The organism is Ruegeria arenilitoris, from assembly GCF_013035425.1.
Lineage (GTDB): Bacteria > Pseudomonadota > Alphaproteobacteria > Rhodobacterales > Rhodobacteraceae > Ruegeria > Ruegeria arenilitoris_A.
The window spans coordinates 246,347-271,240 of record NZ_WQHX01000003.1; the positions used below are offsets into that span (position 1 = coordinate 246,347).

At 51.7% G+C, this 24,894-nt stretch carries 24 protein-coding genes and 2 pseudogenes; 8 read left to right on the forward strand and 18 right to left on the reverse strand.

Translation table 11 applies throughout. The features are described from left to right. The first annotated feature begins 34 nt into the window (after window positions 1-34). A complete protein-coding gene (locus GOV45_RS10290; RefSeq protein ID WP_170477037.1) occupies window positions 35-826 on the forward strand; it encodes a DUF3299 domain-containing protein in 792 nt (263 codons plus the stop codon). A gap of 291 nt (window positions 827-1,117) precedes the next feature. Here GOV45_RS10290 and GOV45_RS10295 read toward each other — a convergent pair whose 3' ends face one another. The 4 genes from GOV45_RS10295 to GOV45_RS10310 all read right to left on the reverse strand — a co-directional run bounded on the left by GOV45_RS10295 (window position 1,118) and on the right by GOV45_RS10310 (window position 5,275). Further along, window positions 1,118-1,954, reverse strand: a complete 837-nt coding sequence (locus GOV45_RS10295; RefSeq protein WP_170477039.1) for an amino acid ABC transporter substrate-binding protein — start codon at window positions 1,952-1,954, stop codon at window positions 1,118-1,120. Window positions 1,955-1,992: 38 nt separating this feature from the next. Further along, window positions 1,993-2,610, reverse strand: coding sequence for a BamA/TamA family outer membrane protein (locus GOV45_RS10300; RefSeq protein ID WP_170477041.1), 618 nt, complete (start codon window positions 2,608-2,610; stop codon window positions 1,993-1,995). Between the two features lie 630 nt (window positions 2,611-3,240). Further along, on the reverse strand, window positions 3,241-4,074 hold the full coding sequence (locus GOV45_RS10305) for a hypothetical protein (protein ID WP_170477043.1): 834 nt from the start codon (window positions 4,072-4,074) through the stop codon (window positions 3,241-3,243). A 259-nt stretch (window positions 4,075-4,333) separates the two neighbouring features. Then, entirely contained in the window at window positions 4,334-5,275 is a 942-nt protein-coding gene (locus tag GOV45_RS10310; RefSeq protein ID WP_170477045.1) for a helix-turn-helix transcriptional regulator, read from the reverse strand. 324 nt (window positions 5,276-5,599) lie between these two features. Between GOV45_RS10310 and GOV45_RS10315 the strand changes: the two genes are divergently transcribed. Beyond that, the gene (locus tag GOV45_RS10315) at window positions 5,600-5,869 is read left to right on the forward strand and encodes a hypothetical protein (protein ID WP_170477047.1); all 270 of its coding nucleotides are present in this window, start codon (window positions 5,600-5,602) and stop codon (window positions 5,867-5,869) included. Window positions 5,870-6,037: 168 nt separating this feature from the next. Here the strand turns inward: GOV45_RS10315 and GOV45_RS10320 are convergent, their stop codons facing one another. After that, on the reverse strand, window positions 6,038-6,775 hold the full coding sequence (locus GOV45_RS10320; protein ID WP_170477049.1) for a hypothetical protein: 738 nt from the start codon (window positions 6,773-6,775) through the stop codon (window positions 6,038-6,040). Between the two features lie 95 nt (window positions 6,776-6,870). Then, a complete protein-coding gene (locus GOV45_RS10325; protein ID WP_170477051.1) occupies window positions 6,871-8,544 on the reverse strand; it encodes a sulfatase-like hydrolase/transferase in 1,674 nt (557 codons plus the stop codon). A gap of 408 nt (window positions 8,545-8,952) precedes the next feature. Here GOV45_RS10325 and GOV45_RS10330 point away from each other — a divergent pair, with 408 nt between their 5' ends. Then, complete coding sequence (locus GOV45_RS10330) at window positions 8,953-9,777, forward strand: helix-turn-helix domain-containing protein (RefSeq protein ID WP_170477053.1); 825 nt, start codon at window positions 8,953-8,955, stop codon at window positions 9,775-9,777. Window positions 9,778-10,414: 637 nt separating this feature from the next. Here the strand turns inward: GOV45_RS10330 and GOV45_RS10335 are convergent. Next, entirely contained in the window at window positions 10,415-10,732 is a 318-nt protein-coding gene (locus GOV45_RS10335) for a hypothetical protein (RefSeq protein WP_170477055.1), read from the reverse strand. A gap of 278 nt (window positions 10,733-11,010) precedes the next feature. On the opposite strand from GOV45_RS10335, the gene GOV45_RS23585 reads away from it, so the two are divergent. Next, window positions 11,011-11,157 carry a hypothetical protein gene (locus GOV45_RS23585; RefSeq protein ID WP_367648675.1) on the forward strand — a complete coding sequence of 49 codons (147 nt, stop codon included), beginning with the start codon at window positions 11,011-11,013 and terminating at the stop codon, window positions 11,155-11,157. A gap of 99 nt (window positions 11,158-11,256) precedes the next feature. Here GOV45_RS23585 and GOV45_RS23590 read toward each other — a convergent pair. After that, window positions 11,257-11,304 (reverse strand): annotated as a pseudogene (locus tag GOV45_RS23590) (hypothetical protein); the annotation flags it as partial. A 354-nt stretch (window positions 11,305-11,658) separates the two neighbouring features. After that, window positions 11,659-11,931 carry a DUF2924 domain-containing protein gene (locus tag GOV45_RS10345; RefSeq protein ID WP_254447973.1) on the reverse strand — a complete coding sequence of 91 codons (273 nt, stop codon included), beginning with the start codon at window positions 11,929-11,931 and terminating at the stop codon, window positions 11,659-11,661. A 269-nt stretch (window positions 11,932-12,200) separates the two neighbouring features. Between GOV45_RS10345 and GOV45_RS10350 the strand changes: the two are divergent. Then, a pseudogene (locus GOV45_RS10350) lies at window positions 12,201-12,707 on the forward strand (IS6 family transposase); the annotation flags it as partial. A gap of 471 nt (window positions 12,708-13,178) precedes the next feature. Here the strand turns inward: GOV45_RS10350 and GOV45_RS10355 are convergent. The 5 genes from GOV45_RS10355 to GOV45_RS10375 all read right to left on the reverse strand — a co-directional run bounded on the left by GOV45_RS10355 (window position 13,179) and on the right by GOV45_RS10375 (window position 17,319). Next, on the reverse strand, window positions 13,179-13,445 hold the full coding sequence (locus GOV45_RS10355) for a hypothetical protein (RefSeq protein ID WP_170477057.1): 267 nt from the start codon (window positions 13,443-13,445) through the stop codon (window positions 13,179-13,181). A 275-nt stretch (window positions 13,446-13,720) separates the two neighbouring features. Further along, window positions 13,721-14,233, reverse strand: coding sequence for a TetR/AcrR family transcriptional regulator (locus GOV45_RS10360; protein WP_170477059.1), 513 nt, complete (start codon window positions 14,231-14,233; stop codon window positions 13,721-13,723). Further along, window positions 14,230-15,225 (reverse strand): flavin monoamine oxidase family protein, encoded by a 996-nt coding sequence (locus tag GOV45_RS10365; protein ID WP_170477062.1) that lies wholly within the window; start codon window positions 15,223-15,225, stop codon window positions 14,230-14,232. The genes GOV45_RS10360 and GOV45_RS10365 overlap by 4 nt, the downstream gene beginning before the upstream one ends. Continuing rightward, window positions 15,222-15,893, reverse strand: a complete 672-nt coding sequence (locus GOV45_RS10370) for a cupin domain-containing protein (protein ID WP_170477063.1) — start codon at window positions 15,891-15,893, stop codon at window positions 15,222-15,224. The genes GOV45_RS10365 and GOV45_RS10370 overlap by 4 nt, the downstream gene beginning before the upstream one ends. Before the next feature lie 241 nt (window positions 15,894-16,134). Further along, a complete protein-coding gene (locus tag GOV45_RS10375; protein WP_217362451.1) occupies window positions 16,135-17,319 on the reverse strand; it encodes a M20 aminoacylase family protein in 1,185 nt (394 codons plus the stop codon). Between the two features lie 218 nt (window positions 17,320-17,537). On the opposite strand from GOV45_RS10375, the gene GOV45_RS10380 reads away from it, so the two are divergent. Further along, the gene (locus tag GOV45_RS10380) at window positions 17,538-17,963 is read left to right on the forward strand and encodes an ester cyclase (RefSeq protein ID WP_170477065.1); all 426 of its coding nucleotides are present in this window, start codon (window positions 17,538-17,540) and stop codon (window positions 17,961-17,963) included. A gap of 680 nt (window positions 17,964-18,643) precedes the next feature. Here GOV45_RS10380 and parA read toward each other — a convergent pair. After that, a complete protein-coding gene (gene parA / locus GOV45_RS10385) occupies window positions 18,644-19,282 on the reverse strand; it encodes a ParA family partition ATPase (RefSeq protein ID WP_170477067.1) in 639 nt (212 codons plus the stop codon). Window positions 19,283-19,447: 165 nt separating this feature from the next. Next, window positions 19,448-19,972, reverse strand: coding sequence for a MarR family winged helix-turn-helix transcriptional regulator (locus GOV45_RS10390; RefSeq protein WP_217362452.1), 525 nt, complete (start codon window positions 19,970-19,972; stop codon window positions 19,448-19,450). A 74-nt stretch (window positions 19,973-20,046) separates the two neighbouring features. Here GOV45_RS10390 and GOV45_RS10395 point away from each other — a divergent pair, with 74 nt between their 5' ends. Further along, the gene (locus tag GOV45_RS10395; RefSeq protein ID WP_170477069.1) at window positions 20,047-20,499 is read left to right on the forward strand and encodes a VOC family protein; all 453 of its coding nucleotides are present in this window, start codon (window positions 20,047-20,049) and stop codon (window positions 20,497-20,499) included. Between the two features lie 35 nt (window positions 20,500-20,534). Here GOV45_RS10395 and GOV45_RS10400 read toward each other — a convergent pair whose 3' ends face one another. Next, a complete protein-coding gene (locus tag GOV45_RS10400) occupies window positions 20,535-21,182 on the reverse strand; it encodes a DUF3299 domain-containing protein (protein WP_170477070.1) in 648 nt (215 codons plus the stop codon). A 10-nt stretch (window positions 21,183-21,192) separates the two neighbouring features. After that, the gene (gene gntH, locus GOV45_RS10405; RefSeq protein WP_170477072.1) at window positions 21,193-22,539 is read right to left on the reverse strand and encodes a guanitoxin biosynthesis MBL fold metallo-hydrolase GntH; all 1,347 of its coding nucleotides are present in this window, start codon (window positions 22,537-22,539) and stop codon (window positions 21,193-21,195) included. Window positions 22,540-22,864: 325 nt separating this feature from the next. On the opposite strand from gntH, the gene GOV45_RS10410 reads away from it, so the two are divergent. Beyond that, window positions 22,865-24,667, forward strand: coding sequence for a GAF domain-containing protein (locus tag GOV45_RS10410; protein ID WP_170477074.1), 1,803 nt, complete (start codon window positions 22,865-22,867; stop codon window positions 24,665-24,667). The last annotated feature ends 227 nt before the right edge of the window (window positions 24,668-24,894 follow it).

Here is a 24,894-nt window from a genome sequence, read left to right on the forward strand (position 1 = left end):
ACGCTACTAAAATAGGAAACTTTAGAGCTCTGAAATGACAAGCAACTTGATCGCTCTGGTAGTTATTTTTTTCGCGTTCGCGGATGTGAATGCTGCTCAGGCGGAGGTTGCCCAAGGTTCACCAGAACCTGCTGCCCAAACGTCTCCTTCAGGGGCGAAGCGTTTTGACATGTCTCGGCGCGCGCATGATTTTACTTATGCTTCTAACTCCACTGTGATGGATGGATTTATTCAGAAACAAGTAGCGGATAGCTGGCTTGACTTGAAGCCAACCCTGAAGTCTCTGGAAGCCCCATTTGAAACCCTGCCGGATCCGTTGTTGAACGCAATGAGAACGCAAGTTCGTTGGCGAACGTCCGGAACCGCTACGCGCTCTGATCCTGATTTTATCAAAGAATACAATGCAGCCACAGGTGTTCTGGCGGCGAATGAAGTCGACGTAGAAAAGCTGATGCTCGAACGCCGAAAGATCATTGCGCATAACAACTCAATCGGGCGCGGTCCAAACTTAGAAAAGCTGGGTACGGCGATCAAGCTACCTGGGTACATAGTACCGCTTGCACTCAGCGGACGAGTTGTCACTGAGTTCCTATTTGTCCCGGTCGCTGGATCTTGCGTTCACACACCTTCGCAGCCGCCGAACCAGATCATTCATGTTGATTACCCCGGTGGCGTTGAATTCAAGTCGATTTTCGAAGCGTTTTGGATCGAAGGGGAACTTTTAGCAGAAAGCAGGGTTAGCGACGTTGTGTTCTACGACGGCCAGTCAAACGTGGAATCCGCTTACAAACTAAACGCGAATTTAGTTGAAGTGTTCGCGCCCTGATCTTTAGGCCCCAGTGACCCATAACTTTCGGTCTTCTGTACGCGTAGACACTAATACCGGTAGACCGTCGCATACAGACCAAGCCGAAAGTGTTGAATAGAATACGGCCCGACCCCTAATCTGGTGGGCTCTTGCGACTGCGGTCCCTTCGAAGATTTCTTCTAGGGGGTTCTCAATTTCCAAGAGCAGACCTTGATTTAACTTTGTCCAACGTTCGCTCTGCGGGATAAATTAGCCTAAGTCGCAGTGCGAAACTAACACGCAAAAAAAAACTTTCTTATGCGATACGTCTCATGGATTGGTAGGGGCGATTACATACAGAGCTTTCAATGCTTCGCTGGGCTCAATCCCCGGCAAGGCAATACGGAAAATCTCCTCCATTGAACCTTGAGCATACATCTCTGACAAAATACGATCTACAAGCAATCGAAAATCATAGTCTCCTTTCGGTATCGCTAATCCTTGCTTTTCTATCGTCAATATTTCTTGGGATAACTTGAATTTACCCTTTAGCCCGGCAGCAATGTAGTTGACTAATAAAATCGACTGATCTGCAAAATACGCATCGATTTCGCCGTCTCGCAGAGCCTTGATGCCGTCTGGGTGTGAGGCGAACCTTACCATATTTGCATCGATACTTGCCGCTTCGAAGGAATTGAGAACGGATGCCTCTGTTGTTGTGTTGCTTCTCATGCCAACCCTCTTACCCGCTAGCGCACTCATGGTGCCCTCAGCCTCGATTGGCAACAATATGGACGTGCCGTCGACATAAATTGGAATCGAAAAATCAACAACTTCGCGACGGGAAAGTGTTATGGTCGCAGCCCCACAAAGCACATCGACCTCTCCGGAGGCAATTTTGTCGAAACGATCCTTGGCGTCGACAGGAATGAACTGGACGTTTAATTCCTTTAATTCAAGTTTCTTCGCAAGCCTCTGCGCGACCTGATCGCAGATCAACGGTGACAAGCCAAACGGTCGACCTTGGTCGTTGAGGTAAGATAGTGGCGCAGCGTCTGCTCGAAAACCAAACCGGATTTCGTTGTTTTTTGTTATCCTTTCGATTGTCTGAGCGACCGCTCCGGTTGAGAAAAGAGCCGTTGCAATAAGTACAGATAGCAAGCGCATGGGTTTTCCTTCATTGTCCGGTTTCTAAAAAAGGTGACTTAAAATCTTTGGCCAACATAAAAATACAGAAAATCATCGCCGTCGTCGTTAACTGCCGCGTCTATGGAAAAATCCAGTTTGTGTTTTTTTGTTACTCGGTAGCGCAAACCAACACCACCAGCGTAGCGGAAGCCACTATCGACGGAAATACTGTTCTTTTGCACTTCGCCGCCACCAGCAAATGCGACGTATCCAAATCGCTTAGAAAGTCGTCCTCGGTATTCAGCTTGCGCTGTAAGCATTGAATTTCCATAAACATCAAACAATGGAAAACCCCTTATTTCAGAACCTAGAAGGCAACTGTCGAAGAAAGGAGTGCGGTCGCTTTTTTCGCAAGCCGTTGCTCTGAAGGCGATAGCTGATTCATTGCTAACGGGCCAAAACTTGTCGTAGCTTAGCTTCAGTCCGTAGTAGGACAGATCCCCGTTTTGAACATCGTTTGAGTAGGTCAGCGCCAGATCCACTTTGTTCCCGCTAACCGGGTAAAACGTATCGTCGCGAGTATCCCATTTCGCTACGAGGCCTACTGTCGCTATCGCAGTGTCTGAGAGTTCGGCAACTTCAGGAGGCAACGCGATACCGTCTACACCTGAAACTACGGTATTCAGATACTGCAACGATGCACCTGCGGAAAAAGTATCCGTAAACGATTAAAATGCCCATCAGAAAGTAGGCAAGTGTATGGCCCAGGATTAGTGCGTAGCTTTTTGCAATCGGACGGCTCCTTGTGAGAGCATATGCAATCGCCACGAGTAGAACTGGGTTTGCTACATCAACCAATAAAATAGGTATTCCTACCGCCCAAATACTACTCATTCCGGGCACCGAACACGCAAGTTTTTAGGTTTCCTAGACATCCTCTCATGTCCTCAACTTAGCTTTCAGAGGAGCCTAGTGGGAAGGATGATCTACTGCCCTGTGGCCCTCTATCGATTTCGGTGTGTAGCGAGGCAGCCCAATACTTGCAGCGTTCCAATAGTCTTTCGTGCAATAAACTCATCTTACGGTTCCCATCCAATTTTTACGAAAATTGGGGTTTGAGTGTGGCTGTCGACCCCCAAACATCCGGGTCGAAGTTTCACCAGATCGAGAATGTGAAATTACTAAGAGTTCGTTTTCTGCCATTGCGTCGAAAATGAGGTCGTGCCGCCAACCTGAAACTAAGACGTTCACTGTCGTGGTAACTTCGTTATCCGAAATCGTATTGCGCACGGCTTTTTTAGCTCCAAATTGTTCTCTTTTTTTGTTTAGAAGAAAAAAGAGATGCCAAATTTGAACTGTCTGTTTGGTCCGCCTGTCGGAGACTGGTTAACGTCGTAGTATCCAGCGCTCAGGTCCAGTGCCGTACCCTTCTCCTCGTTGGTTATGATAGTTTTGCCGACCGTTAGGCCCAATGGCACTAACCAGGCGTCATCACTGCTAGAGGCATTCCAATTATATGATATCACATTGTTATATCCAAAGTACCAACCTCCACCAAGGCCGTAGATCAGGATCGGCTGTAGTATAGTCGTGCTGAAGTCGCTTTCTCCCCACATATGAGCAAGAACACCACCCCAGGACAAATCTCCTGCCTGGCCAAATATCACGAAGGCCGGACCCGCGCCCCAACCCGCGCCCTGAAGCGCGTCGTCGGTGTGGGTCGGTAAAGATACTTGTAGCCCATAGCCGAGAGAAATATTGCCCGAAGGTGTCGGTGCGTAAAACGCTTGAACCGTTGAATCACCTATTCCCCATTCGAGATCGGAGTTTTGGGTGGGTTCACCTATACCGGGCGGTAGAACTGCACCCGGCGCAACACCCTGAATTGGGATAATGCCCCTTAGCACCAGGTTGGCGCCGTCAAGTGGAACTGCGTAGACTGGTTGAATCTGGAAGTTATAACTGTCTTCCTCATCCGTGCCCGTTCTGAATGCTACCGTGTTGTCAGTCATGATCGCGCGAATGTCAGCGAGGGGGTTGGCGGCTTTTCGGGCAGCTTCGCATGCTGCATCGCATCCGGCGTCTTGTGCTTGCGCAATCGTAGGCAGAAAGCTGTATGCCAGCGCACCAATAACGAGATGTGACAACTTCTTTTTCATCTTCAATTCCCCGTCCCTAGAACACTGATTTACCACAAGTCTTCTGTCTCAAGGCTGCAATGCGATCCGCCAGCGCACAAGTCCTCTATCAGGTATTAACATTCATTTTCGTTTAACTATGCCGTGTCGCTTTCAAGATATCGAACGGTTTGGATACGCAAATTGTGCAATTCTCGCTCAATTTGCTCTTCCAGTTTTGACCGTGGTTTTGGGCGAGTAAGGGCGTGGAGAACCCAGGACGGAATAGCCGTCCAATAACTTACTGCTTTCTCAGTGTATCGCTCGGCAACTCGCCATATTGTCGTTTGTAATACTCAGAGAAACGCCCAAAATCGCGAAACCCATGTTTGCTTGCCACTTGCTTGATCAAAGTGCTCTGACTGTTGCCCATCGCCAATTCGAACCGGGCGTTTTGAAGCCTTCGAAAGCGTATAAATTTTGCCGGGGAAACTCCAAGCTCTTGTCGGAAAGACAGGTATAAAAGTCTAGGGCTAACGCAAATCGCATCCGCAAGCTGTCGAGAGCTAAAAAACTGCTGGGAACTACTTATGGCTTCCAAGGCTCGTGCAACAGTCTTCCAAGTGGCGGCGCTTTTCAGGTTTGCGAAATCCTTTGACTTCTCGCTGTTTCTACAAAGCATGTCACCTAGCGAAAACATGATGTGATCTTGGAGATCATCGGGTGAAAATTGATCCCAAAGATGCGGTTGGTCAAATAAGCTGAACAGTAACTTCCGTAAACGCCGTCCAGTCGTCCCAAGCTTTGCAATTCCGTTTGTCGTATTCTGAGCCGTGTCAATTCGACAAAGTTCATGGACCCCGTAGCGGTCTAGCAGGTTGGTCTCGAAGGTCACAAAAACCGAACTAAGGCCAGCTGGTGTCAGGCTTGCATGGTCGCGACCGGAGGACGTAATCAAAACATCATCCGCTATTACAGGTAGGCCACACCAAATCTCGTTTTCGCTATTCGGGCGATAGAACGCAAAGCTTGTTGTTTCGCCGTCATGGGTCCAGTTTACATGGCAAGGATGAGATTCTTCATTTAGCATGACTTGAAGGTCCGCTACGCGAACGATCTGCAACTTGGAGTGTGTTATTCCGGGTTTGAGTTGGACGGCCTCAATGTTCCAACCACTCATTGCTGCATCAGTTTCCTGAAGAAAAGAAAACTCCTGATCCACGAGCAAGTTTTTTGTACTCATCCGATAGGCACCTCAAATCAAAGGTAGACAATTTCTGCCTCTAGCGCGAGACCAAGGTGGCAAAATCCCATTTTTTAAGAATAATTGCTCCAATCGGCCATCATTCCTCAAAGTAGCGGTGTTCCGCCGCCGGGTAAGGGAGCACTGAACCATGGGTCCGACTTATGATTCCTTGTTCATCCAATACCGCCGATACTATCAGCAGTTTTGCTCGAATACCGGATACAGGTATTGAGCGGATGAAAGCGAACGGCAGTTTGTCCGCATCTCGGGATTTGCAAAGTTTAGTTTGGAATGTCCGGTTTGGGCTGCGACCAGCCAACCATGCTTGCCGCAAAGAATGGCCGCATCGAGCCCACTTTGACCGATGCTGCTCGATGCCCCAATGACAGCAATGCGCAGACAGCGGACTTTGCAAAGTCTTGGGTACAGATCGTAATAGAAGTCTCTTTTCTCAGAACTCTGGGCCTAAGCATCGCTGGTTGGGGATTAGAAGCGCGAACAACGGATTCAGTTTCAAGGTTCAAATCCATCTCAGCGGATCGCCTAGAGACTATTGATCTTCCCCGAGTTCAGAGCGGAGCGACCAGATAGAATGATGCGGCGCGAGTGACGCCAATTTATTTCCTACCAACCCGGCGCGGGCAGGGATTGGCTCAAGGCAGTTCCAGGAAGGGTCAAGATAGGCGCAGAATACAAATGGCTGAACAGAGTTCTGGACTGTGACATAGATGATCTTCGCCGAGGTTGGGTGTGGGTGGACTAGTAGTTGAAACGCAAACCCAAGCCGGCACCTTTATCGTAGGGGCGGTCGGAACCTATACCGATTAGGAAATCAGCATAAATTGCGATGCCAGGACTGAGGTTCTTGCCAATCTGGAACTCAGCGGTCGCTGGCCAAGCATCGTTCTCCCAGTCATATGGTGCTTTGATGTCAGCCTTGGCCCAGTACCCATCGCCAAACGGTTGTAGCGCAATCAACCGCATCGCGGTTTGGTTTATGTCCGTCGGGCCATTGTATGAAGCAAAATGCTGGAGCAGTGGGATCAGCGTCAGCCCTGATTTTGTGTTTGCAAAGGCGAACCCGCCAAAAGGCGCAATTTGATCGGACCCGGTTCCGATCCCTTTTTCCGGGTCGCCAAAGTCCAGAATCCACTCCAGACCAATGGCCGACTTGATGGCCCACGTTTCGTTGAGCGGTCTCTGAGAAGGGAAATAGATCGCTTTGAGGCTCAATTTCTCGAAGTCAGTGAACCGAGTTCCAGTCACATCCGTTGAGTTGTAGTGCAACTCATATTTCAGTTTCAGATCAGGCCGCAGCATGTATGCGCCATCTATAAAGGCGTCCTGCTTGTCAGCACCGTTGCCCAAATCAAAATACTGATACCGGATGTCCGTGTTATTAACTGCGGCCAAAGGGTTTGAAGCGTTTTCATCGGCGATTGCTGGGGCCGCAACAATGCCAGTCGCCAATGCAAGGACAAGCGCTTGGATTTTCATATTGTTTCCAGAATTTTTGTTGTGGATGCCAAGCCCCACATCAAGCATATCATTATCTGATGCGGGGCTTGCATTACTCTTATCAGCTTCACCCTTTAGTCGGGCTGAATGTCCCGCTTGGCGACAAAGGCATCCACCGCTGCGACGGTTTCAGGACGAAGGTTCACGATACCTTCATAGGGACGTCCAGTCGCGGCCGGTTGATCGGGGTACATTTCCTTAAATTTCAGGTGGCGGGCAATAATGCGGTTAAACTCATGTCCAGCCCATGCTCCGATCTCGGTCGATACGCTCTGTTCTTCGCGGGGGTCGCGGAACAGGTTGTAGAACTTGGCCACGATAGCATTTTCACCTTTGGCCGGAACTTTGAGTTTGATGTGTTCCTTTACCACCTCTTTCAGCGAATTGATCGAGTAGATCAGTACATGATCCCTGCGCCCATGCGTATCGCCAATAAACATCAGGGACGTCTGATCGACACCGTCAATGATCCGGTCGCGGGGGATGGCATCCATCGCTCCGCCGATACGCGCAATTGACGTGAACAAATCAGAGATATGAATAATGTCAGATACAATCGAGTCTCCCTCGATCAAGCCGGGCAGGCGGGCGAACGCATCCACCCGAACGCCTCCTTCAGACGTATCGGCCTTGCCGCCCCGGAAGACCAGCGGCGAAAACCCACTGCCGGGGGCATATTTGGTGAAGTGACCGTTGTCGCCCATCAAAACGATCAGGGTATTGTCCCTAAGCCCCAGCGCATCGACTTCGTTCAGAATGACCCCGATCCATTCATCCAGCTCTTCCATGCTTTCAACGAATGTACCGCCGTTGGGTGTCGTGAACGCCTCTCTCGTCGTGCGCGTTGTCGACAGAGGGACAAGCGGCCAGTATTGCAGGAAGAACGGTTCATCCCGTTCTGCTAGCAGGCGCAACTGTTCCATCGCCTGTGCCTGATAGCGGATGTTCATTTCATTATATTTGTCCTGGGTCCATTTCTCACCCGGTTCCATATGGACTTCGCGGACCTCCCCGCCAATAACAGCTTCGAGGCCGGTAATCATGTGTCCCGGATCAGGGCGAAACCAATCATCCAGCGTGTATTTGGAGTTGTAGTTGTCTTCCCCTATGGCCATGGTGATTTCTTCCTTGGCTGCATCTTCGTTGAAGATGGCCAACTGGCCCTGCTGATGGATGGGGAACGCGGCGTAGTCAAAGCCCTGATAAGTAGGCCAGGATTCCTGAATGTCGCCCATGTGCCATTTGCCAACATGCGAGGTGTTGTAGCCTACGGATTTCAGAACTTCGGCAATTGTGACTTCTTCATCGGCAAGGCCAAAACCTGAAATATCGACGGCGGTATCGCCCATCCCATTGCGATACGGCTGGCGACCCGTCATGAAGGCGACCCGCGACGGTGTGCAGGACGGCTCGGTATACATGCGCGCAAACCGCATGCTTTCCTCTGCGAGCGCGTTGATATTGGGCGTCGAATACCCGCGTATCGCGTTCATCTCGGGCATACCCATGTCGCCAAAACCCATATCGTCAATAAGGATGTAGAAGATGTTTGGAGGGTTCCCTCCGTTTTTCTCACGAAAATCGGCCAGCAGTTGGTCAACCTGTGCGTCGTTCTCGACCCAAACGGCTTCGTTTTGCTGCTTCAGGACATAGTATTCCGCATCATGCACGATATTGCTGTCCTGAGCTGCCGCCGTGATAGCGGAGCCGGTAAAGACCAGCGCTGAGAGGAACAGTTTTGATTTCATGAGATACCCCTGTTTCATGATTTACTTGTTTTCAGACCTTCAAGGATCAGATGATGGCAAAAGGTTGAAAGGGAGAGTTCGCTGTCTTCAGCCTGTGAGCGCAACAACTCTTTTTCGCTTTTGGTTAGCAGCGTTACGACGCGTTCGGTTCGCGCAGTATCGTCAGGCAACGATGGGCGTCCGAACCTCTTCCCTCTCGATTTGTCTGCTTTGTCTTGCAATTGTCCAAGCCTACATATTCGAATAACATTTCATGAAAACTACCTGCGGGGCGGAATGGACGACATCAAAAAACGATCAGCCCCCAAAAAAACTTGCGCCCCAAACACACTTTTTTTGCAGGACCCTTCGCAATTCCGCGAGCTGTCCCAATGGGATGTTGAGCTACGCCAAATTGAGGAGGGAACTATGAACTCTTCGGTATCCGTTTGGGCAGGTCTTGACCTTCAAATGATTGATTTGTCGTTTGATAAGGCTGTGTACCAAACTGGTGTTTCTCGCCCTGACATTCTAGCGTTTGGCTTACCAGACAAAGGGAGTGTACGGACTTGGCTTAACGGCTCACCCTCAGACACCGCTCTGATGAATTTTGGTAGCGGAGACCCTTTTGAAGGCGTGAGCAATTCAACGCTCACAGGCCTGACCTTTGGCATCAACATCCGAAGGGCTCAACGGATCGCCGACGATTGCGGTCTTGATATCAGCACCGTGCGAAATGACGCTTTAAGATCTTTCGTTAGCGACGCTGGAAAGCTTCATTCCTTAGTCAAAAACAAAGCGCGCTTTCTAATTGGATCAGCGGCCGGACCAAGCTCTGATAGTGAAGAGAGTGATATGATCTTTGAGCTTCTGGAAATGCTGGTGGTAGGCGAAGAATGGAGTGATCGGCGAAACAGTAAAAATAGAACCCGTTTAGCACAACAAGCCGTTGAGTTCATGCGGGCCCATTTGATGGATAACGTTTCAATCGGTGAAGTATGTGCAGATATTCAGGTATCTGCATGCACTCTTCGTCGCGCGTTTCAGGAAACATATGGGGTGAGCCCCAAGCAGTTTTATCTAAGAGCCCGTCTCGGTGCTGTGCGCCATGAACTGGTGTCCTGCTCGCCAGAGGAGAGTATATCGGACATCGCAAACGCTTACGGATTTTGGCACATGGGTCAGTTCGCGCGAGACTACAGAGCACTCTTTGGACAACTGCCGACACAAACGTTGTCAGGCAAAGTGAACTGAAACAGAGCTTGGCAACAGTCTTTGGCGCAAAGTTTGTGTTAAGCAATTGTAGTTGCGGAGCCACTGTCAGAGTTCAGTGGCTAGCGACGCTGAGACCTTGGCGGTACGCGGCCTAACTTGTCCGCAACACGAGAATTGCAAAGTCGGATTTTGTAGGTCCGCTTCGGGCTGACTGCGGTCCTATGGAGCAATACTGCGGATGTCTGCAAAGTCCGCGTAGCAGCCGTTCGTATCCATTCTTTCGAACGGCAGCTTTAGAGCGCAAACATCAGCGGCGCCCACGTCAGGTTGGCGTGGAGGAAGACCGTAGTCGGCGAATGTGGCAGTGGCAGAGTTCGATTGGTCGGGCCGTTTCAGCACTGGTCTTGAGACTTATCGGCGCAAAACTGGTGTTCGAAGTAGTAAAAATTGTTGTGAACTTAAGTTCACTCGAAGGGGGTTACTTTGAATTTCGTCGAGCCGAGACCCGGAATAATGTTGCACCACCCGTACTAACTCATTGATTTGTTTAATGGCCCATGAGGGCATCGTTGCAGTGTAAATAATTGAATAATAGAGAATATTTCAACCCTCCTCGGTCCGCCACCTACCCCCATCTCTGTCAGCGCAATCCTTCTTTCCCTGTTTTCTAGCTTTTTTAGGGCGTTTGGACTATGCCATTCTTCCGGATGCGCCCTTTGTCCAGTATCTCATGCAGAAGATCCGGCACGCCCTGGGACAGCCGACGGGCGAGGGGCCGTGCCTTTGCCCCGAAGGCATTGTTTCGGTGTAGGTCAGGTGTCGCGCAGATCCGATGGTCGCTTGCTTGCTTATCAATATGTCGCGCGATGGCAGACGCTACTTCTCGCTCCAGAGCCATCGCAGGCAACCGCCAGCCTTGGGGATCGGTTCCGCCCGAGATCAACCGGTTCGAGACGTAGTAGCGGATCTGCCGTCCACGACGCCGGGTGTGCATCGGGGTTAGACGATCACCGGTCTCATCTTGCAGTTTTCCGGAGAGCAACGCGCCAGATTGCAGGGACGCTTGTTTGCGACCCCGCAGTCGCGCGCTTGCAGCCTGTAGCTTTGCCTGGACCCGTTCCCAGATCACGTCGTCGACAATGGGGTCATGCTGCCCGTCCTAGACTTTCGTCTTGTGGCGGATCTTGCCAATGTAGATCGGGTTTCGAAGCAGCGCGTAGATCTGGCCGCGCGAGAGAACGGGGTGCCGCCCTGAACACGACTGGATTTAAAGTGGTGGAGCTTGGAGCTCAGGCCCATCTCGTTGGTGCGACGCATGACCGCGTTCAGGCAGCCAAGCTTGGCGTAAAGCGTGGATATCGCCCGGACAGTGTCCGCTTCCTTTGCGTTGAGAGTGAGGCCCTGGGTCTTCGGATCTGAATGTGGGTCGTATCCCAATGGCGGTAGCCCGCCCATCCAAAGGCCCCTTTTCTTGGAAGCTGCGATTTTGTCGCGGATCCGCTCGGCCGTCACCTCCCGCTCGTACTGGACGAAGGACAAGAGCACGTTGAGCGTCAACCGGCCCATGGACGAGGCCGTGTTGAAGGCTTGTGTGGGGGAGACAAAGGAACAACCAGCCTGACGAAGACGGCAAGGGATTGGGTCAGGCGGCCGATTTTTTAAACAACCACCATCTGCACGAGACCTGTGTTGAAATAGGCCAAGAGCTGCTACGGAGCGGACTTCTCAATCGCACCCCCCCAGATATACCGCCATCGTCGTATCTGGCCCTACAAGCAACCCACCCTTCGTGCCGCTGGCTGGCGATATAGGCGGCGCAGGCCTGGTGTTGGGCGTCGAGAGAGTTGAAGTCCTGATCGAGCCCTTCGTCGGAAGACTTCCTGGTGTAGATGGCGCAGCGGATCCGAGGTTTGCCCATGGTCAGGCTGACCTCTTCAGGCCTAAGAACCGCGGCCCCGACCACCGAGCGCCGGTGATGGTCCGGGTAATAGGTGACAGTGAGGTGTAGCACTTTCCGTTCCAGAGAAAGCCGCCGTCGACAACATCGACCACATGGGCCAGGCCATTCCATTCCCGGATCAACCGACAGCCGGGCTTGAGTGCGGGGCTCGGGGGGGACAGGTCATCTAGTGCCGCCTTGGCAAGCCTGGCGACAAACCCTTTGGGCAGGCCGCCTCGCTCGCGCGCCTGCATTTCGAAGGCCGGGAACCGGCGCAGGAACGCGGTGCTGAGTCGTTTCGGGACGGGTGTGCCGAAGGCTTAATCTCAGCCAGCGATCAGCGCCCCATGGTCCATGGTCTCGATCTCTGCCACGGTATGCCTCAACGCGCATCCTCCGGACTGCTGCTGATACGGTATATGGTCTTGTCAGAGGAACTTGTCTTGAGGCGTGCAGGTCGATTGCATAGCATTTAGGAATGACCAAACCTTCCTCCTTCAAGTACTTTAAAACTAGCCCATAGATCATCCGCCTGGCGGTGATGCTGTACATCCGATTTCCGCTGTCACTCCGCAATGTTGAAGACCTACTGCACGAACGCGGGATCGATGTCAGCCACGAAACCGTCCGCTACTGGTGGAACAGGTTCGGCCCAATGTTTGCCTCTGAGATTAGACGCAAACGGGTCCAGCAACTTCGAGCCTTCTCAAAATGGAAGTGGCACGTAGACGAAGTATTCGTGAAGGCGAATGGCCGGCGACATTATCTTTGGCGTGCAGTCGATCACGAAGGTGCAGTGCTGTAGGTCGTTGTCACGAAACGCTGAAACAAAGCTGCAGCATTGAAGTTCCTCAGGAAATTGAAGAAGCGGCACTGTTGCGCTGAAGAAGTAGTTACAGATCGTTTCGCATCCTACAAGGCGGCGCTCAGAGATTTGGGTGAACTGACGGGCAGGTGGCTCAACAATCGAGTTGAAAACTCGCACCTGCCGTTCCGTCGAAGAGAAAAGACGTTGATGACTTCCTTGCAGAGTTCCTTGGGTCGGGGGCACATCGAAAGATGGTCGCATCTTTTGGCTTCTCGGCGGAAGAAGTCGATTTGGTGGCTGAAAATACCAACAAGCAGTTATCGGTTATCCGCTAACCAACGGAAGCATTGTCAGCATCGAGCCCTAAGCAGATAGTCAATCCATTGATGTTACCGCCTGTTTCGATAACCCGACAGTTGTCGTCCGGTCACGACCGACCAAGAACGAAAATACTATGGACAAAAATGCCGCGCGGGATGAAGGGAAAGTCTGTTTTTCTGAAGTTTCGAGAATTGCAGGCAAGCTTTGGTTTTAAGCAGTAAATTCTGCAAAATAGCAACAATGATGTCCAATCGAACCCTTTGGTTCTACATCAATTGGCAAAAGCTGACCTGACCTAAACTTTTTTTGAATACGTGCCAAACTGTGTCAGCATTTGTTAATAGGTAAAGTTAAAGGTTAGGACGCGTTATGTCACCAAGACTGATCGAAGATGTCGCTGGCCGTCCGTTTCTGATCAGCAAAATCGAGAAACCGGAATTTAGCCGACGTTTTGCCATCTATTGCCTCGGTAGCGCCACGCGCAACGGGGTAAACTTCGCTCGTATCTCGAATTAATACTATGGCAGATATCTCACCGGAGGGAGCCATCGCACGCGTACGCGCAGCCAAGTCAATCGGCGCGCGCGTAACTATTCGCTGTACATCGACTTCCGAGTTCAAAGCTATACAGACAGCCATTCGCGAACTCGACAGGCCGAAAAACGTTGGCGTCCGCCTGGAGCTTGAAAGGCCGAAAGCAGGAAGCCTGCAACCACGCGTATTGTTCAGGTCTTAACGCAGTTTGTTCCAACCTGATGTGTAAGCTTTGACGAATAGTGCGAAAGTACTCAATCATAAGGTGCCTGTTGGCCACTCCAAAGGCCTTTGAGTACCGCACTGTAACTAGCGGCTGGATCGTCCGCAAATCAGACCAGGACATTCCTGCGCCCAACTTCCAGTCATCGCAAAAGGTCTCATCGAAGGGTCAAAGCGTAAGTTGCTTTCTCGAAAATGTCAGGATCATCCTGCACAGTCGCGAGCAATGCGGCACCTTCCAACTTAGCGAGCACCGCTAATGCGTCAGAATGCGGATCGTCGCTTTCCGGAAATGCCCCGGTAAGTCGATCGGCCAATGCCTGAAAGAACCTTTTGGCCGCCTCCGTGACCGGCTCAGGCAGACCTCCGCTTTCGGCTGCAAGCAAACCACAAAGGCACATCTTTCCGTCCTGCCGCAGGCTTTCCGCGAATAGCGTGCGCAGGCGTCCGACCCGTGTATCCAACGGGCATTCATCCAGCGTTTCAAGGAAACGGGACGTGTAATCCCTGGCAAGTCGAGCGACCAGGTCCGCCTTGGTAGGGAAGTAATGATGTATACCTGCGCTGGTCAGCCCGGTGTCGCGTGCAACGTCTCGGAACGAAAAGCCGTTGTAGCCGCCGGTGCGGACCCGCGCCTCGGCGGCGGCAAGGATCTTCTCTTCTGATGTCATGCCATCGTCCTCGATAATTCCCTGTGCGCTGTATCCACCGCTTCAAGGGCGCCTTCGAGGAACCCTCCGTGCGACGGCGCCGTTTCAGTTCCCGCAAAGATCACCCTCTGGGAAGGAGTGAGTGCACCATACTCTGGATGGGAGGTTGGCGGTTTGAGGTCGGCAGAAGTGGCGGTTGCCGTGTCGGCGCTCCAATCCTTGAAGAATACGGCGCGAGGATCGGCTGCTTCGGGGCCAAACAGGCGACCCAGTTGCGTCACCGCGAGCGCTTCGAACCCGGATTGCCGAGCCGCGCCGGGCACGGCAAAGCCGAACAGAGCGCCCTCGGTTCCGTCCAGGGGTGAAGCGTCATGTATTTCCGCCAGCGGACCTTGATGCGAGATTGCGTCACCATTCAGGCCCGCACCCCGCCAGAATGGGGTGTTGTAGACGGCAAGGAATTTGGTATGCCCGGCCATCCAAGTTGGCACATCTGGAACGACCACCCCCATCTGCGCAGCAAGACGCGGCGGCAATGCCAAAACCACGCGGTCGGCGCGCAATGAAAACCCGTCTCCGCTCAGGGTGACGCATCCGTCTTCTTCGATCACACGCCGAACCGGGTGTTCAAGGCGCAGCTTGTCGCCAAGCCTCTGGGCGAGCGCGTCGGTTATCTGGGCGAGCCCGCCGGCAACGCGCAGCGCGCCACCCATCGTGGCCAAGTCGAGATCGCGGCGCACATTCCCCTGCGCATCTTCGAAGACCAATCGACCATCGCTATGTTGCGGAAATACCCGTAGCCCAAGCTTGTTAAGCAGGGCCAGCATTCGGTGGTTGTGTGGCCAGATCCACGAAGGGCCAAGATCATAACCGTCCTGTGAGAGAACGCGACCGCCCGCGCGGTCGCGCGTTTCCAGCAATAGCACGTCGCGTCCTTCAGGCTTCAGCATGTGCGCCAGCGCGAGGCCCGACAACCCCGCGCCGACGATGGCAATTTCTACATCTGGCTTCATGCCACGCGCTCGGCGACGTGATTTAGGTGGCCTGTCTTAACCCAAACGCGCGCCCCTTCTGCACCTGTGGTCGCCTCGAAACTCGCCCCGACGGGCAGGCGCAACCAATCCCAGCGGGACAGGGTATCGCCACCCTCGTTCAGGCTTCCATCGATCACAAAAATCTCGAGCCCGCCAGAGGCATCAAGCGTGCGTACCGTACCAGCATCCCAGTGTTCCATTGCAACAGTTTCACGCACATCTGTGTGAAGGGGTAACTTGGAAACACCTTCTTCCGTTTCAATCCAGCCCGCATTACCGGTGTCGATCTGCACCTGAGTACGGTCGGTCGGATCGAATTGGTGGAGTTTTACCAAGATCGTCGCGCCGTCCTGTGCTGCGGGTGTATGAGACGAAGTCGGCGGGTTCCGCACGTAGGAGCCAGCCGGAAAATCTCCGTCCTCGTCCTGAAAGGTGCCGTCAAGCACCAAGTATTCTTCGCCTCCGTCGTGCGTATGGGCAGAGAAGGCGCTGCCTGGCGCGAAACGGACTATGGTGGTAGCGCGAGCGACTTCCTCTCCAATCCGGTCAAGCATTTTGCGCTCAACTCCGGGCATAGGGGAAGCAACCCATTCGTTCTCGTTGAAGCGCACAAGGGTACGTTTGTTGAAGTCAGCATTCACGCGCATGGTTTGGTCTCCTTTTAGTGTCGCTGTGTACGAGCAGTTTGGTTTTGCTTACCAACTGATAGGTAAGTTGTTTGTATACGTCGCCATTGCAACAGGGATCGCGCGTTCGTGAAGCTTTGATTAAAATCCAACGACTGGCAGGTTGTTGCGCAAAGCGGTCATTGAAGAAGTTTTACGGTTGGCATCATCGAGTCCAAAGCGGATATGACCCGTTGTCTTCCTTCCTCGCAGTTTCTACGGTTCAATTTCGGGATGACGTGACGGGCAGGCGTTGTCGTACCAACTCGACAAACCATTTGACGCCCTGCGCTAACGCATCGTCGTTGAAGTCGTACTCGGGGTTGTGCAAGGGGGCGCTATCCCCGTTTCCAATATTGACAAACGCGCCTGGAGCTATCCGCAAAGCCCAGGCAAAATCCTCGGAGGCTCCCATTCGTGGGGCATCCGGGTTTGTTTTAGCGGAACCGAATACCGCTTCTGCAGCTTTCAAGGCATGCTCAGTCGCACGATCGTCGTTAACTAAGGGGATGAACACACGGTCGTACTTGATCTCAACAGAGCAGCCATGAGCATTAGCAATTCCTTCAGCGATGCGGCTCATGGTTTCTTCTATCCGCAAACTGACATTGTCATCGAAATGCCGGCAATCGCCTTCGACGATGGCTTCACTGGCGATAGCGTTCTTGATATTGTCACCCTGTATCGACGTCACTGAAACTACAGCAAGTTCAGCAGGATCAATCGCCCGAGCTACGATTGTCTGAAGCTCGCTCACAATCGAACACGCACATAAGATCGCATCCCTGCAATCGTGGGGACGCGACGCGTGCCCACCATTTCCGCGCACAACAATCCGAAAACCATCTTCCGCACCCATGAACGGTCCGGGTCGGACTTCGAACGATCCCACTGGCAAACCGGGTTTGTTGTGCAACCCGTAAATCTCGTCAAACGGTATACGCGACCCAAGTCCATCACGGATCATCGCCTTCATTCCCTGGCCCCATTCCTCGGCAGGTTGAAAAACAAACTTTACCGTACCGTCGAAACCACCTTCACTTGCCAGAATTGCTGCTGTCCCCAACAATATGGTGGTATGCCCATCATGACCGCATGCGTGCATCAGCCCCGGTTTTTCCGAAGAATAGCTTAGGTTGGTCGTTTCGTGGATTTTCAAGCAGTCCATGTCAGCGCGAAGTGCGACTGTACGGTCGCCGTTCCCAAGACGCAGCGTTGCTACAATGCCTGTGTTTCCAACGGCTGTCTCAATGTCCTCGATTCCAAACTCTCGTAGCCTCTGGGCCACGAAGCGCGCAGTTTCTTTTTCCTCGAAGCCAAACTCTGGGTTCCGATGCAAATGGTGCCGCCATTTGCGCATCGTCTTGTCGAGTTCAGTAAGAACCAAATTACTATCCATACGACCCATATTTTGTCACCTTGTGCGGGACATCAAGAGCTTTCGTCCAAAGGCGGCTCTGTCCGAAAGGCAGAGTTGGACACCTCGCAACGTTGGGTTTGCCATCCGTCTCAAATCAGCCATCTTACCAAATCTTCTGATGAATGTGGCGAGCCCAAAGCGGACCATATAAATTGGCGGTGTTGAGGGTTAGATTTGAGGCAGTAAATCAAAAAGGGGTCTAAGCGATGCATCCTACCGAAATGGTTGTCCGGCAATTCCACGAGTCATGGGACATGCGTGACCCTGATCGTGGTGCGGAGGTTATCGCCGAAGATTGTGCGTTCGAAGATGTCGCCCGCGGCGAAATGCTTCCAGGAAAAGATGCATACAAAGCCGACTACTATCGCTGGCGTGAAGCTTTCCCGGATGGGCTTTGCAAAGTGGAAAACGTCATCGTCAGCGATGATGGACAATGGGCCACGGTTGAGTTTCGCAATACGGGCACCCACACAGGAATTCTTCGATCAAGCCTAGGAGATTTTCAGCCGACAGGTAAACGAGCCGAAGTTCGATACTGTTCGGTTATGCGCGTTAAAGACGGGAAAGTTGTTGAGGGTCGCGACTATTATGACAGCGCAACTATAGCCCGGCAGCTCGGGTTGGTTCGTTAACTATAAAATAAGGCTATTGGAAAGTAGCGAAATGTGGGCTGGCATGCGATGCATTGGCTCACTTCAGCCGAAGGATCGACGCTTTGACTTTCACGTGCATGTAGTCGACGCTCGACCGGAATGCTCAAAAATCAGTTTCTAGCCCCAAGCAGATATCGATTGTCAGGACAACTCGGTTGTCCTGCTAACATCTTGGCTAAGGTGGAATGTGGATGACATTTTAGGGTTCACGAATTGCAATTTTTATGGTGGCCAACATCGTAGGCTATTCGGAAATGATGTCTCGCAACCGGAGTAAAAACATAGACGCAGTTTGTCAGCTAAACTCACAAAAACATGAACCGACCTTCGAATTGCTGGATTGTCGCCTCGCTAGGTGTGTTCGCTGAATTTCTTTGGTTGTCGGCGGAGTCGAAGCCGAGCCGTGACCCGAAAATGCAAATTCATGCGCGTTTAGGCCGTTTTCACCCCGAAGCAGCAACTACTATGCAAAAGACGGGTTTGTTCGCGTAACGGGTGATCACGAAAAATCCGTGAACGGTTGCATTGAGCCAGTACCGGAAGTGTATTGTAATTGACACTCGTCAACGTTGTTCTCAATCTACCTAGGTTGTCTTCGAGTTTTCTACCAAGCGCCGAAGTGCTGACCCGCCAACAATATGTGTCATTTTAACTCAAACTTACAATTCCAGAATTTCTGACACCTCACGAGCGAGCGAACGTATTTCGTCCGAGGCAGCTCCGGTTTTCTTAACTTCGATTGCACCCAAACCGCGGCCCAGAGCTTCTGCATAGATCACTCTGTTTGCCAGTGATGACTTCAGCTGCATTGCCTCAAGCTCGGCAACTGATTTGGCGACATGTTCACCTACCCGGGTACCAACACGTGTTCGGTTCATCACGATATGCGTTGGTTTCCCAGTCCGGTCGGCCAAATCTAAGATATCATGGGTTGCCCAGACATCAGCCTGGCTGGCTGAGACGGGCACCAGCACCAAATCCGAATCTCGCAACACCCAACGAACGTCACTGTCAGCCTTGGGCGGGGTATCAATCAAAATAACATCGACTTCGCTACCAACTCCACGAATGGCGCGTGAAATCCCGTATGATGTCGCGGTTGCGAACTGGAGGTTTGTATTTTCCCCCAGCGTCTCTTCGCGAATATCCATCCATTTGCCAAGACTGCCTTGGGGATCAGTGTCCAATAGAGCCACGCTTTTGCCTTCGGATAAATACGTGATTGCCAAGTTGGTCACTAGCGTCGTCTTGCCTGCGCCCCCCTTCTGCTGTGCTACACAGATGATACGACCGTTCATATGCTAAGCCTCCAAAGAGTTTTTCTGCGGTGCAGCATATCGTTTAGTGAATGAAAAGGCGATAGGGTCGTCGCATGAAAATTTCTGGCAGAGATTCGAAAACCGGTTGGAACGAAAGTTTACGGCAAACACTAGTTTCGTAGGCAAACAACACTCTCGATCCGTCTAAATTTCATCGGTCTCATTGTCCGCGGCTGTAATGGCAGCAAGGGCGTTTTTCAATTCGATGCGCAGCTGCTTGAAGCGATCATTTCCCATTCGTTTTGATAGTTCACGATCTATCTCTGCAAAGGCATCCATCGCCACTTTGTGCGCCCTTAGTCCCTTTTGGGACCGAACGATGATCTTTGCCCGGCGATCGCTGGGGTCCGGGAATCGGGCCAAATAGCCCAAAGCGATCATTTCATCGACGATTTCGGCCATAGCCTGTTTCGTCATATTGGCCGTGCGGGCCAGTTCGGTCAGTCGACACCCGTCCGCTGGCAAGTGAATGAAAACCGGGTTGAACGTGCGGCGGCCATCGGGAAAGGTCTCTTGGATCTTGGCTATGTGCCGATAGTCAATCCACTCGGCCATATGAAACAGCAAAAATTGAAGAGGTGGATCGCCGGGTCTGCCTTGGCGGAGCATCGCGATACCATCGGCCTGCAGCTCGGTGAGCTGTTCTTCGGAACCAGAAAAATCGGACAAGTCGTTTCCCCTTGACATATCGTCAGGTTGCCTGATTATATTTAGTCAGGCAACCTGACTAAAGGAGATTCGCGATGACACTTTCAAACGGATGCAATCACGTCACAATCGTAACAAAAGACGTAGATCGATTTATCGAGTTCTACACAACCATCTTTGAAGCCGAAGTGCGTTTGGATCTGGACGAAGGCATGCTGCGACATGCTTTGATTGATATGGGTTGCGACTTTTGCCTGCACCCGTTTCAGGTGAATTGGCAAAGCGAACATGAAGAAGGGCTTTCCGAGATTTTTGCCCGTGGGCATGTCGATCATTTTGCCCTAAACATCTCAGATGAGAGTTCGTTCGACTTGCTTCGTAAACGTCTCGTTGAATGCGGCGCCAGCGAAGGGCGCGTCCGGGATTTTGGGATAGTACAAGTTTTGTCTTTCCAAGACCCTGACGGAATGGAGTGCGAGTTGGCTCTTTGGAAGGAGGGCGAACCACTGACAATGGCCGAAAGCGAATCCGAAGCTTATGCAGCTTGAATAAGCGAAATTTTACTGGAGCAGACCATCCATTTTCACAATGGATCAACAGAAACGGCCTGCATCTGATACCCAATATCGAGTGAAGAAACGCCATCGGAAAACCCAACGGATCGCGTTGCGTCACCCCTGGTCAGTAGTCCGGAAATAACCACAGCCTCGAACAATCCATTTATCGAAAAACCTTCAGGGTAGTTGACTACTATCATCTGGTTTCGGGGCGGAGGCGGTGTGTGAACACAAGCTCCTGCAAATGGAACCAAAACAAACTCGGTAATCGTGCTGCCATCGAAGTCCAGGGGCAACACGAACCCTGGAATTTTTATGAATTGGTTCAGAAGGCTTTCATTAAGTTCGCTGCGACTAGCTTTCAATTTTTCGCCAAACGCAGCTAAATCAGCGACTTTGGCAGGACCGTCTATTCCAACACTTTCCAAGGCTGAGATCGCGAGAGTTTCTCCTTGCAGCGCTCTAGGAGATAACACTTTGCCTGCCGTTCGTGCGTTCTTGGTATGAACGAGAACCCCAACTAACCTGGCTTCATCCGCGGTTAGCCCATAATACGGGTTGTCTTTAGACGACAATCTGTCTCCGAGGTCACTCCAATCCACAGGTCGAGCAGAACCTGCGAAACCAGTCGAGGACATGAAGTTTAGAACAAACAGGGCTACCAAGATACGCATGTGCTACGCGTCAATTGGCAAACGGATTAGGTATTGTGATGTCTTCGGTCAACGGCCACTCACGGACAAGCTCTGGCTTCTTCTCAGGTGGATACCAGAGTTCAGGGTCGATCTCGTTGGCCTCAATCGTTTCATTTATCACATCATAGACTTGGTGTTTTGGAGCCGGGAACGTGATCTCGTCGCCTGTATATACTGGACGCGGAACCTGATTGGATTCTCCCGTTACCCCCTCGCGCCACCATACTTTTCCGTCACCATGCAAGTTGAAAACAACGAGATCAGGCGCTCCGAACGCAAACGCTCCTTGGTAGTGGTAGCGTACTTCGGCGACCGTTTCGTTGTTGAAAACATCATCATAGCTGTAGTGAGAGGCGACACAGACTTTAGGCTGCGTTTGCTGGCAAATATAACCTAGGCCATAAGCTGGCGTGTGCGATGTATCGATTGTGTATGCTGCCATTGCAGCTGGCATTCCAAGTGCGCGAGATGTAACGGACACTGTGGCTGTTTGAACTTCGCTGATCAACATATCCACACCTTCGCAATACTTTATGGTCAGGCTGTTCGGGCGGTTATCGCCGGTGTAGCAAAGGCTTTTGCCGTTCCAGTCCAATCTATAGCTCGTCGCACCATCTTTGGTGTGTGATGTCGGCCAATGGGTAATTTTGACGCCATTTGCTTCATAAACTGTTCCACCCTCATTCATGTAGTCGAATTCCACCACGTTGGGGTTATAGCCCTCACCAATGGGCCAGGCATTAAAGCTATCCTGGTGCCACGCTGTCATCGCCATCATGCTATCGACGAAATGCTGCGTCCCATATTGAGGTTCTGACCCGCTCGGGCCGTAAATATTCAATGGTGTGTAACCGCCTTGAATAGGGCGGAACATCGTAAAGTAAGGCAAGTCGCTTACATGATCCATATGAAGATGGGAAATGAATACGTGATTGATCGTATTGAAGGGAACGGAGAAGCTGTTGTAGTTTCTCAATGACCCAATCCCCATGTCAAAAACGAAACGATCACCATTTCCGAGTTCGACGTAGATACTCATCCCAGATTGATCCTGTGATGGGTAATATGTCGAACCCATGAAGCTTACGCGGATCTCGTTGTCCTGCAATTCCTCAGTTCCTGGGTAGTAAAGCATGGCTGCGTTAAAGTGGGACGCGGCTTCGACGTGAGGAACCATCGTTTCGCCTTCAATCCATCGGCCTTCCGGATTTCCTGCTTGGCTGAAGAATTCGATTGCTTTCTGCATCTCCGGGGTTGGCTGCTCTTGTGCCAATGCTTGGATCGGTTGAGAAAAAGTCAGAAGCCCTAAAGCACAAACTTTCTTGAAACTGTTCATGACGAGTGTCCCTCCGATCCCGTGCCAGTTTTTTGCAAGGTTAACTGAGGATATTGAAATTGCAAAACGAGCTTCAGCTACTGAGAATTCAGCAAGTAAGGCGTTCTGATGAAAAACGGAAAGACCGCATTGGGCTCAATGCGAACGTTCAGTGAATCCCGCTCAATGTCTGCCTTGCGGACAAACCGGTCACCTATGCCACGGCCGTGGTGGTCGGGTCATTGATGTTAATAGAAATCTGATGACTGGTAGCTTGGTAGCATGAGCTGTGGTGGTTAGTGTGGTACCCATTGGAAACGAACCGGTCGGGTTTTGAGCAGAGGTTATGGTGACTACAGATTTGGAAAGCGTGAATGCCGAAGTCGCGATCTTGCGTGAAAGGGAAGCGGCAATGCGCGAAATACTGCAAGCGATCAGCGCGTCGCGAACAGATTCCGGGCCTGTTTTCGAAACGATACTGAAAAATGCAGCACGTCTTTCAGGAGCGCCCTTGGCCAATCTCGTCATCCTGAACGACATGCGCAGTCATTGGACGCTGGAAGCACATTTTGGAGAGGGATTGCGTCATTTAACCGTGGGAAAGACCACGCGTCTTTTGGACAGTAAACTTGTACCCGCTGTTTCAATGCGGACAGCCTCAATCGTACAGGTTGAAGACTTGGTGGATACCGACCTTTACCGCCAAGGTGATCCCGGTCGGGTCGCAATGGTTGAAGTCGAAGGCATGCGGACCATCCTGGGTGTTCCACTTCTGCTCGATGGTGAAGCAATAGGGTGCATCACATTATTCCGACGCGAGGTGAAGGCCTTTACACAAGATGAAATTGAATTGGTGGTAACCTTTGCCGCTCAGGCGGTCATCGCCGTTGAAAATGTGCGCCAGTTCCGCGAAGTGCAAGAGCGGCTCATGCGGGAAAAGGCCAACCGCGAGATATTGGAGGTTATCAGCCTTAACCCTGACAATGAGCAACCAGTCTTCGATGCGATCATCAATCGCGCTGCCAAACTCTGTCGTGCACCGCATGCCGGACTGCTGCTTCGTGATGCTGACGACCGGCACCTTATTTTAGCGGCCGCGAATGTCGAGCAGTCTGGGTATGTGGACTTTCTTCGGGCGAATCCACATTCGATGAAGGATGAAACCTCGCTTTCGGTAGAAGCAGTTCGCTCCATGGAGGTACGCCAGTATCCAGATATCGAAGCGTTGGCGGAAGGCACCGCGATTTCAAATCAATTGAAGAACACTTGGAAACTGGAGCGTATGCGCACATTGCTATACGTTCCGCTGATCAAGGGCGACCGCGCAATTGGTGTAATAGCTCTTTATCGACTTCATGTCGAAGAATTCAGCAACGACGATATTGAGATTCTAAAGCTTTTCGCTGCCCAAGCAGTGATCGCGATTGACAATGTGAGGCAGTTCAAAGAACTCGAGAACCTGAACGCTGAATTGGGCGACCGCGTTAAATCCCAAGTCGGTGAACTTGAACGCTTGGGACGCCTTAAACGTTTTCTACCTTCTGCTGTCGCTGACGCTGTAGTGAGCGCGGGCGACGATAGCATGCTGTCCTCCCATCGTGCTCTGATCGCGACCTTGTTTTGCGATATGCGCGGCTTCACGGCGTTCTGTGAGGCCGCAGAACCCGAGGAAACCATCGAAATCCTCCAAACCTATCATCAGGAAATGAGTGAGTTGATCGACCAGTATGGCGGCGGCGTCGATCAGCGGGCCGGCGACGGCATCATGATTATTTTCAATGACCCTATCCCTTGTGATGATCCCGCGGGCTGCGCAGTGCAGCTCGCGCTGGCAATGCGTGCAAAAATGCGAGAGCTCTGCGCCAAATGGAGAAAACTGGGCCATCGATTGGGCTTTGGTGTCGGTATTTCCTTTGGCTACGCCACGGTCGGCATCGTAGGTTCGGCCGGGCGCTATGACTACACCGCTTCCGGAACATCTATCAATACTGCTGCCCGGCTATGCGACATGGCTGCGAACGATGAGATTCTGATCTCTCCACGCACTTGGGCCGCAGTTGAGGGCGCTATCCAAGCGGAAAGCCGGGGAGAGGTGGAAATGAAGGGTATCAGGGAGCCTGTAGAAGTTTTTGCGGTTGTTGCTGACTAGATTTAAATTAGACAACCAATGCCCGAGAATTTTCGGGCCAAGGAATGTCATCTTTATTGCGAACAGCCATATTGCTTCTTTTCTTTGAAGCGCACTTGCGGGGCATTCTTGGCGAAAGGCTGGTATCTTGATTGACGCAAGCAACAACCCCCAAGTACGCAAGAACTTTAGGAATAAGCGACTTCCAAATCTCCTGTTGTTATTTTGAAAGCGGCCAATCGAATAGA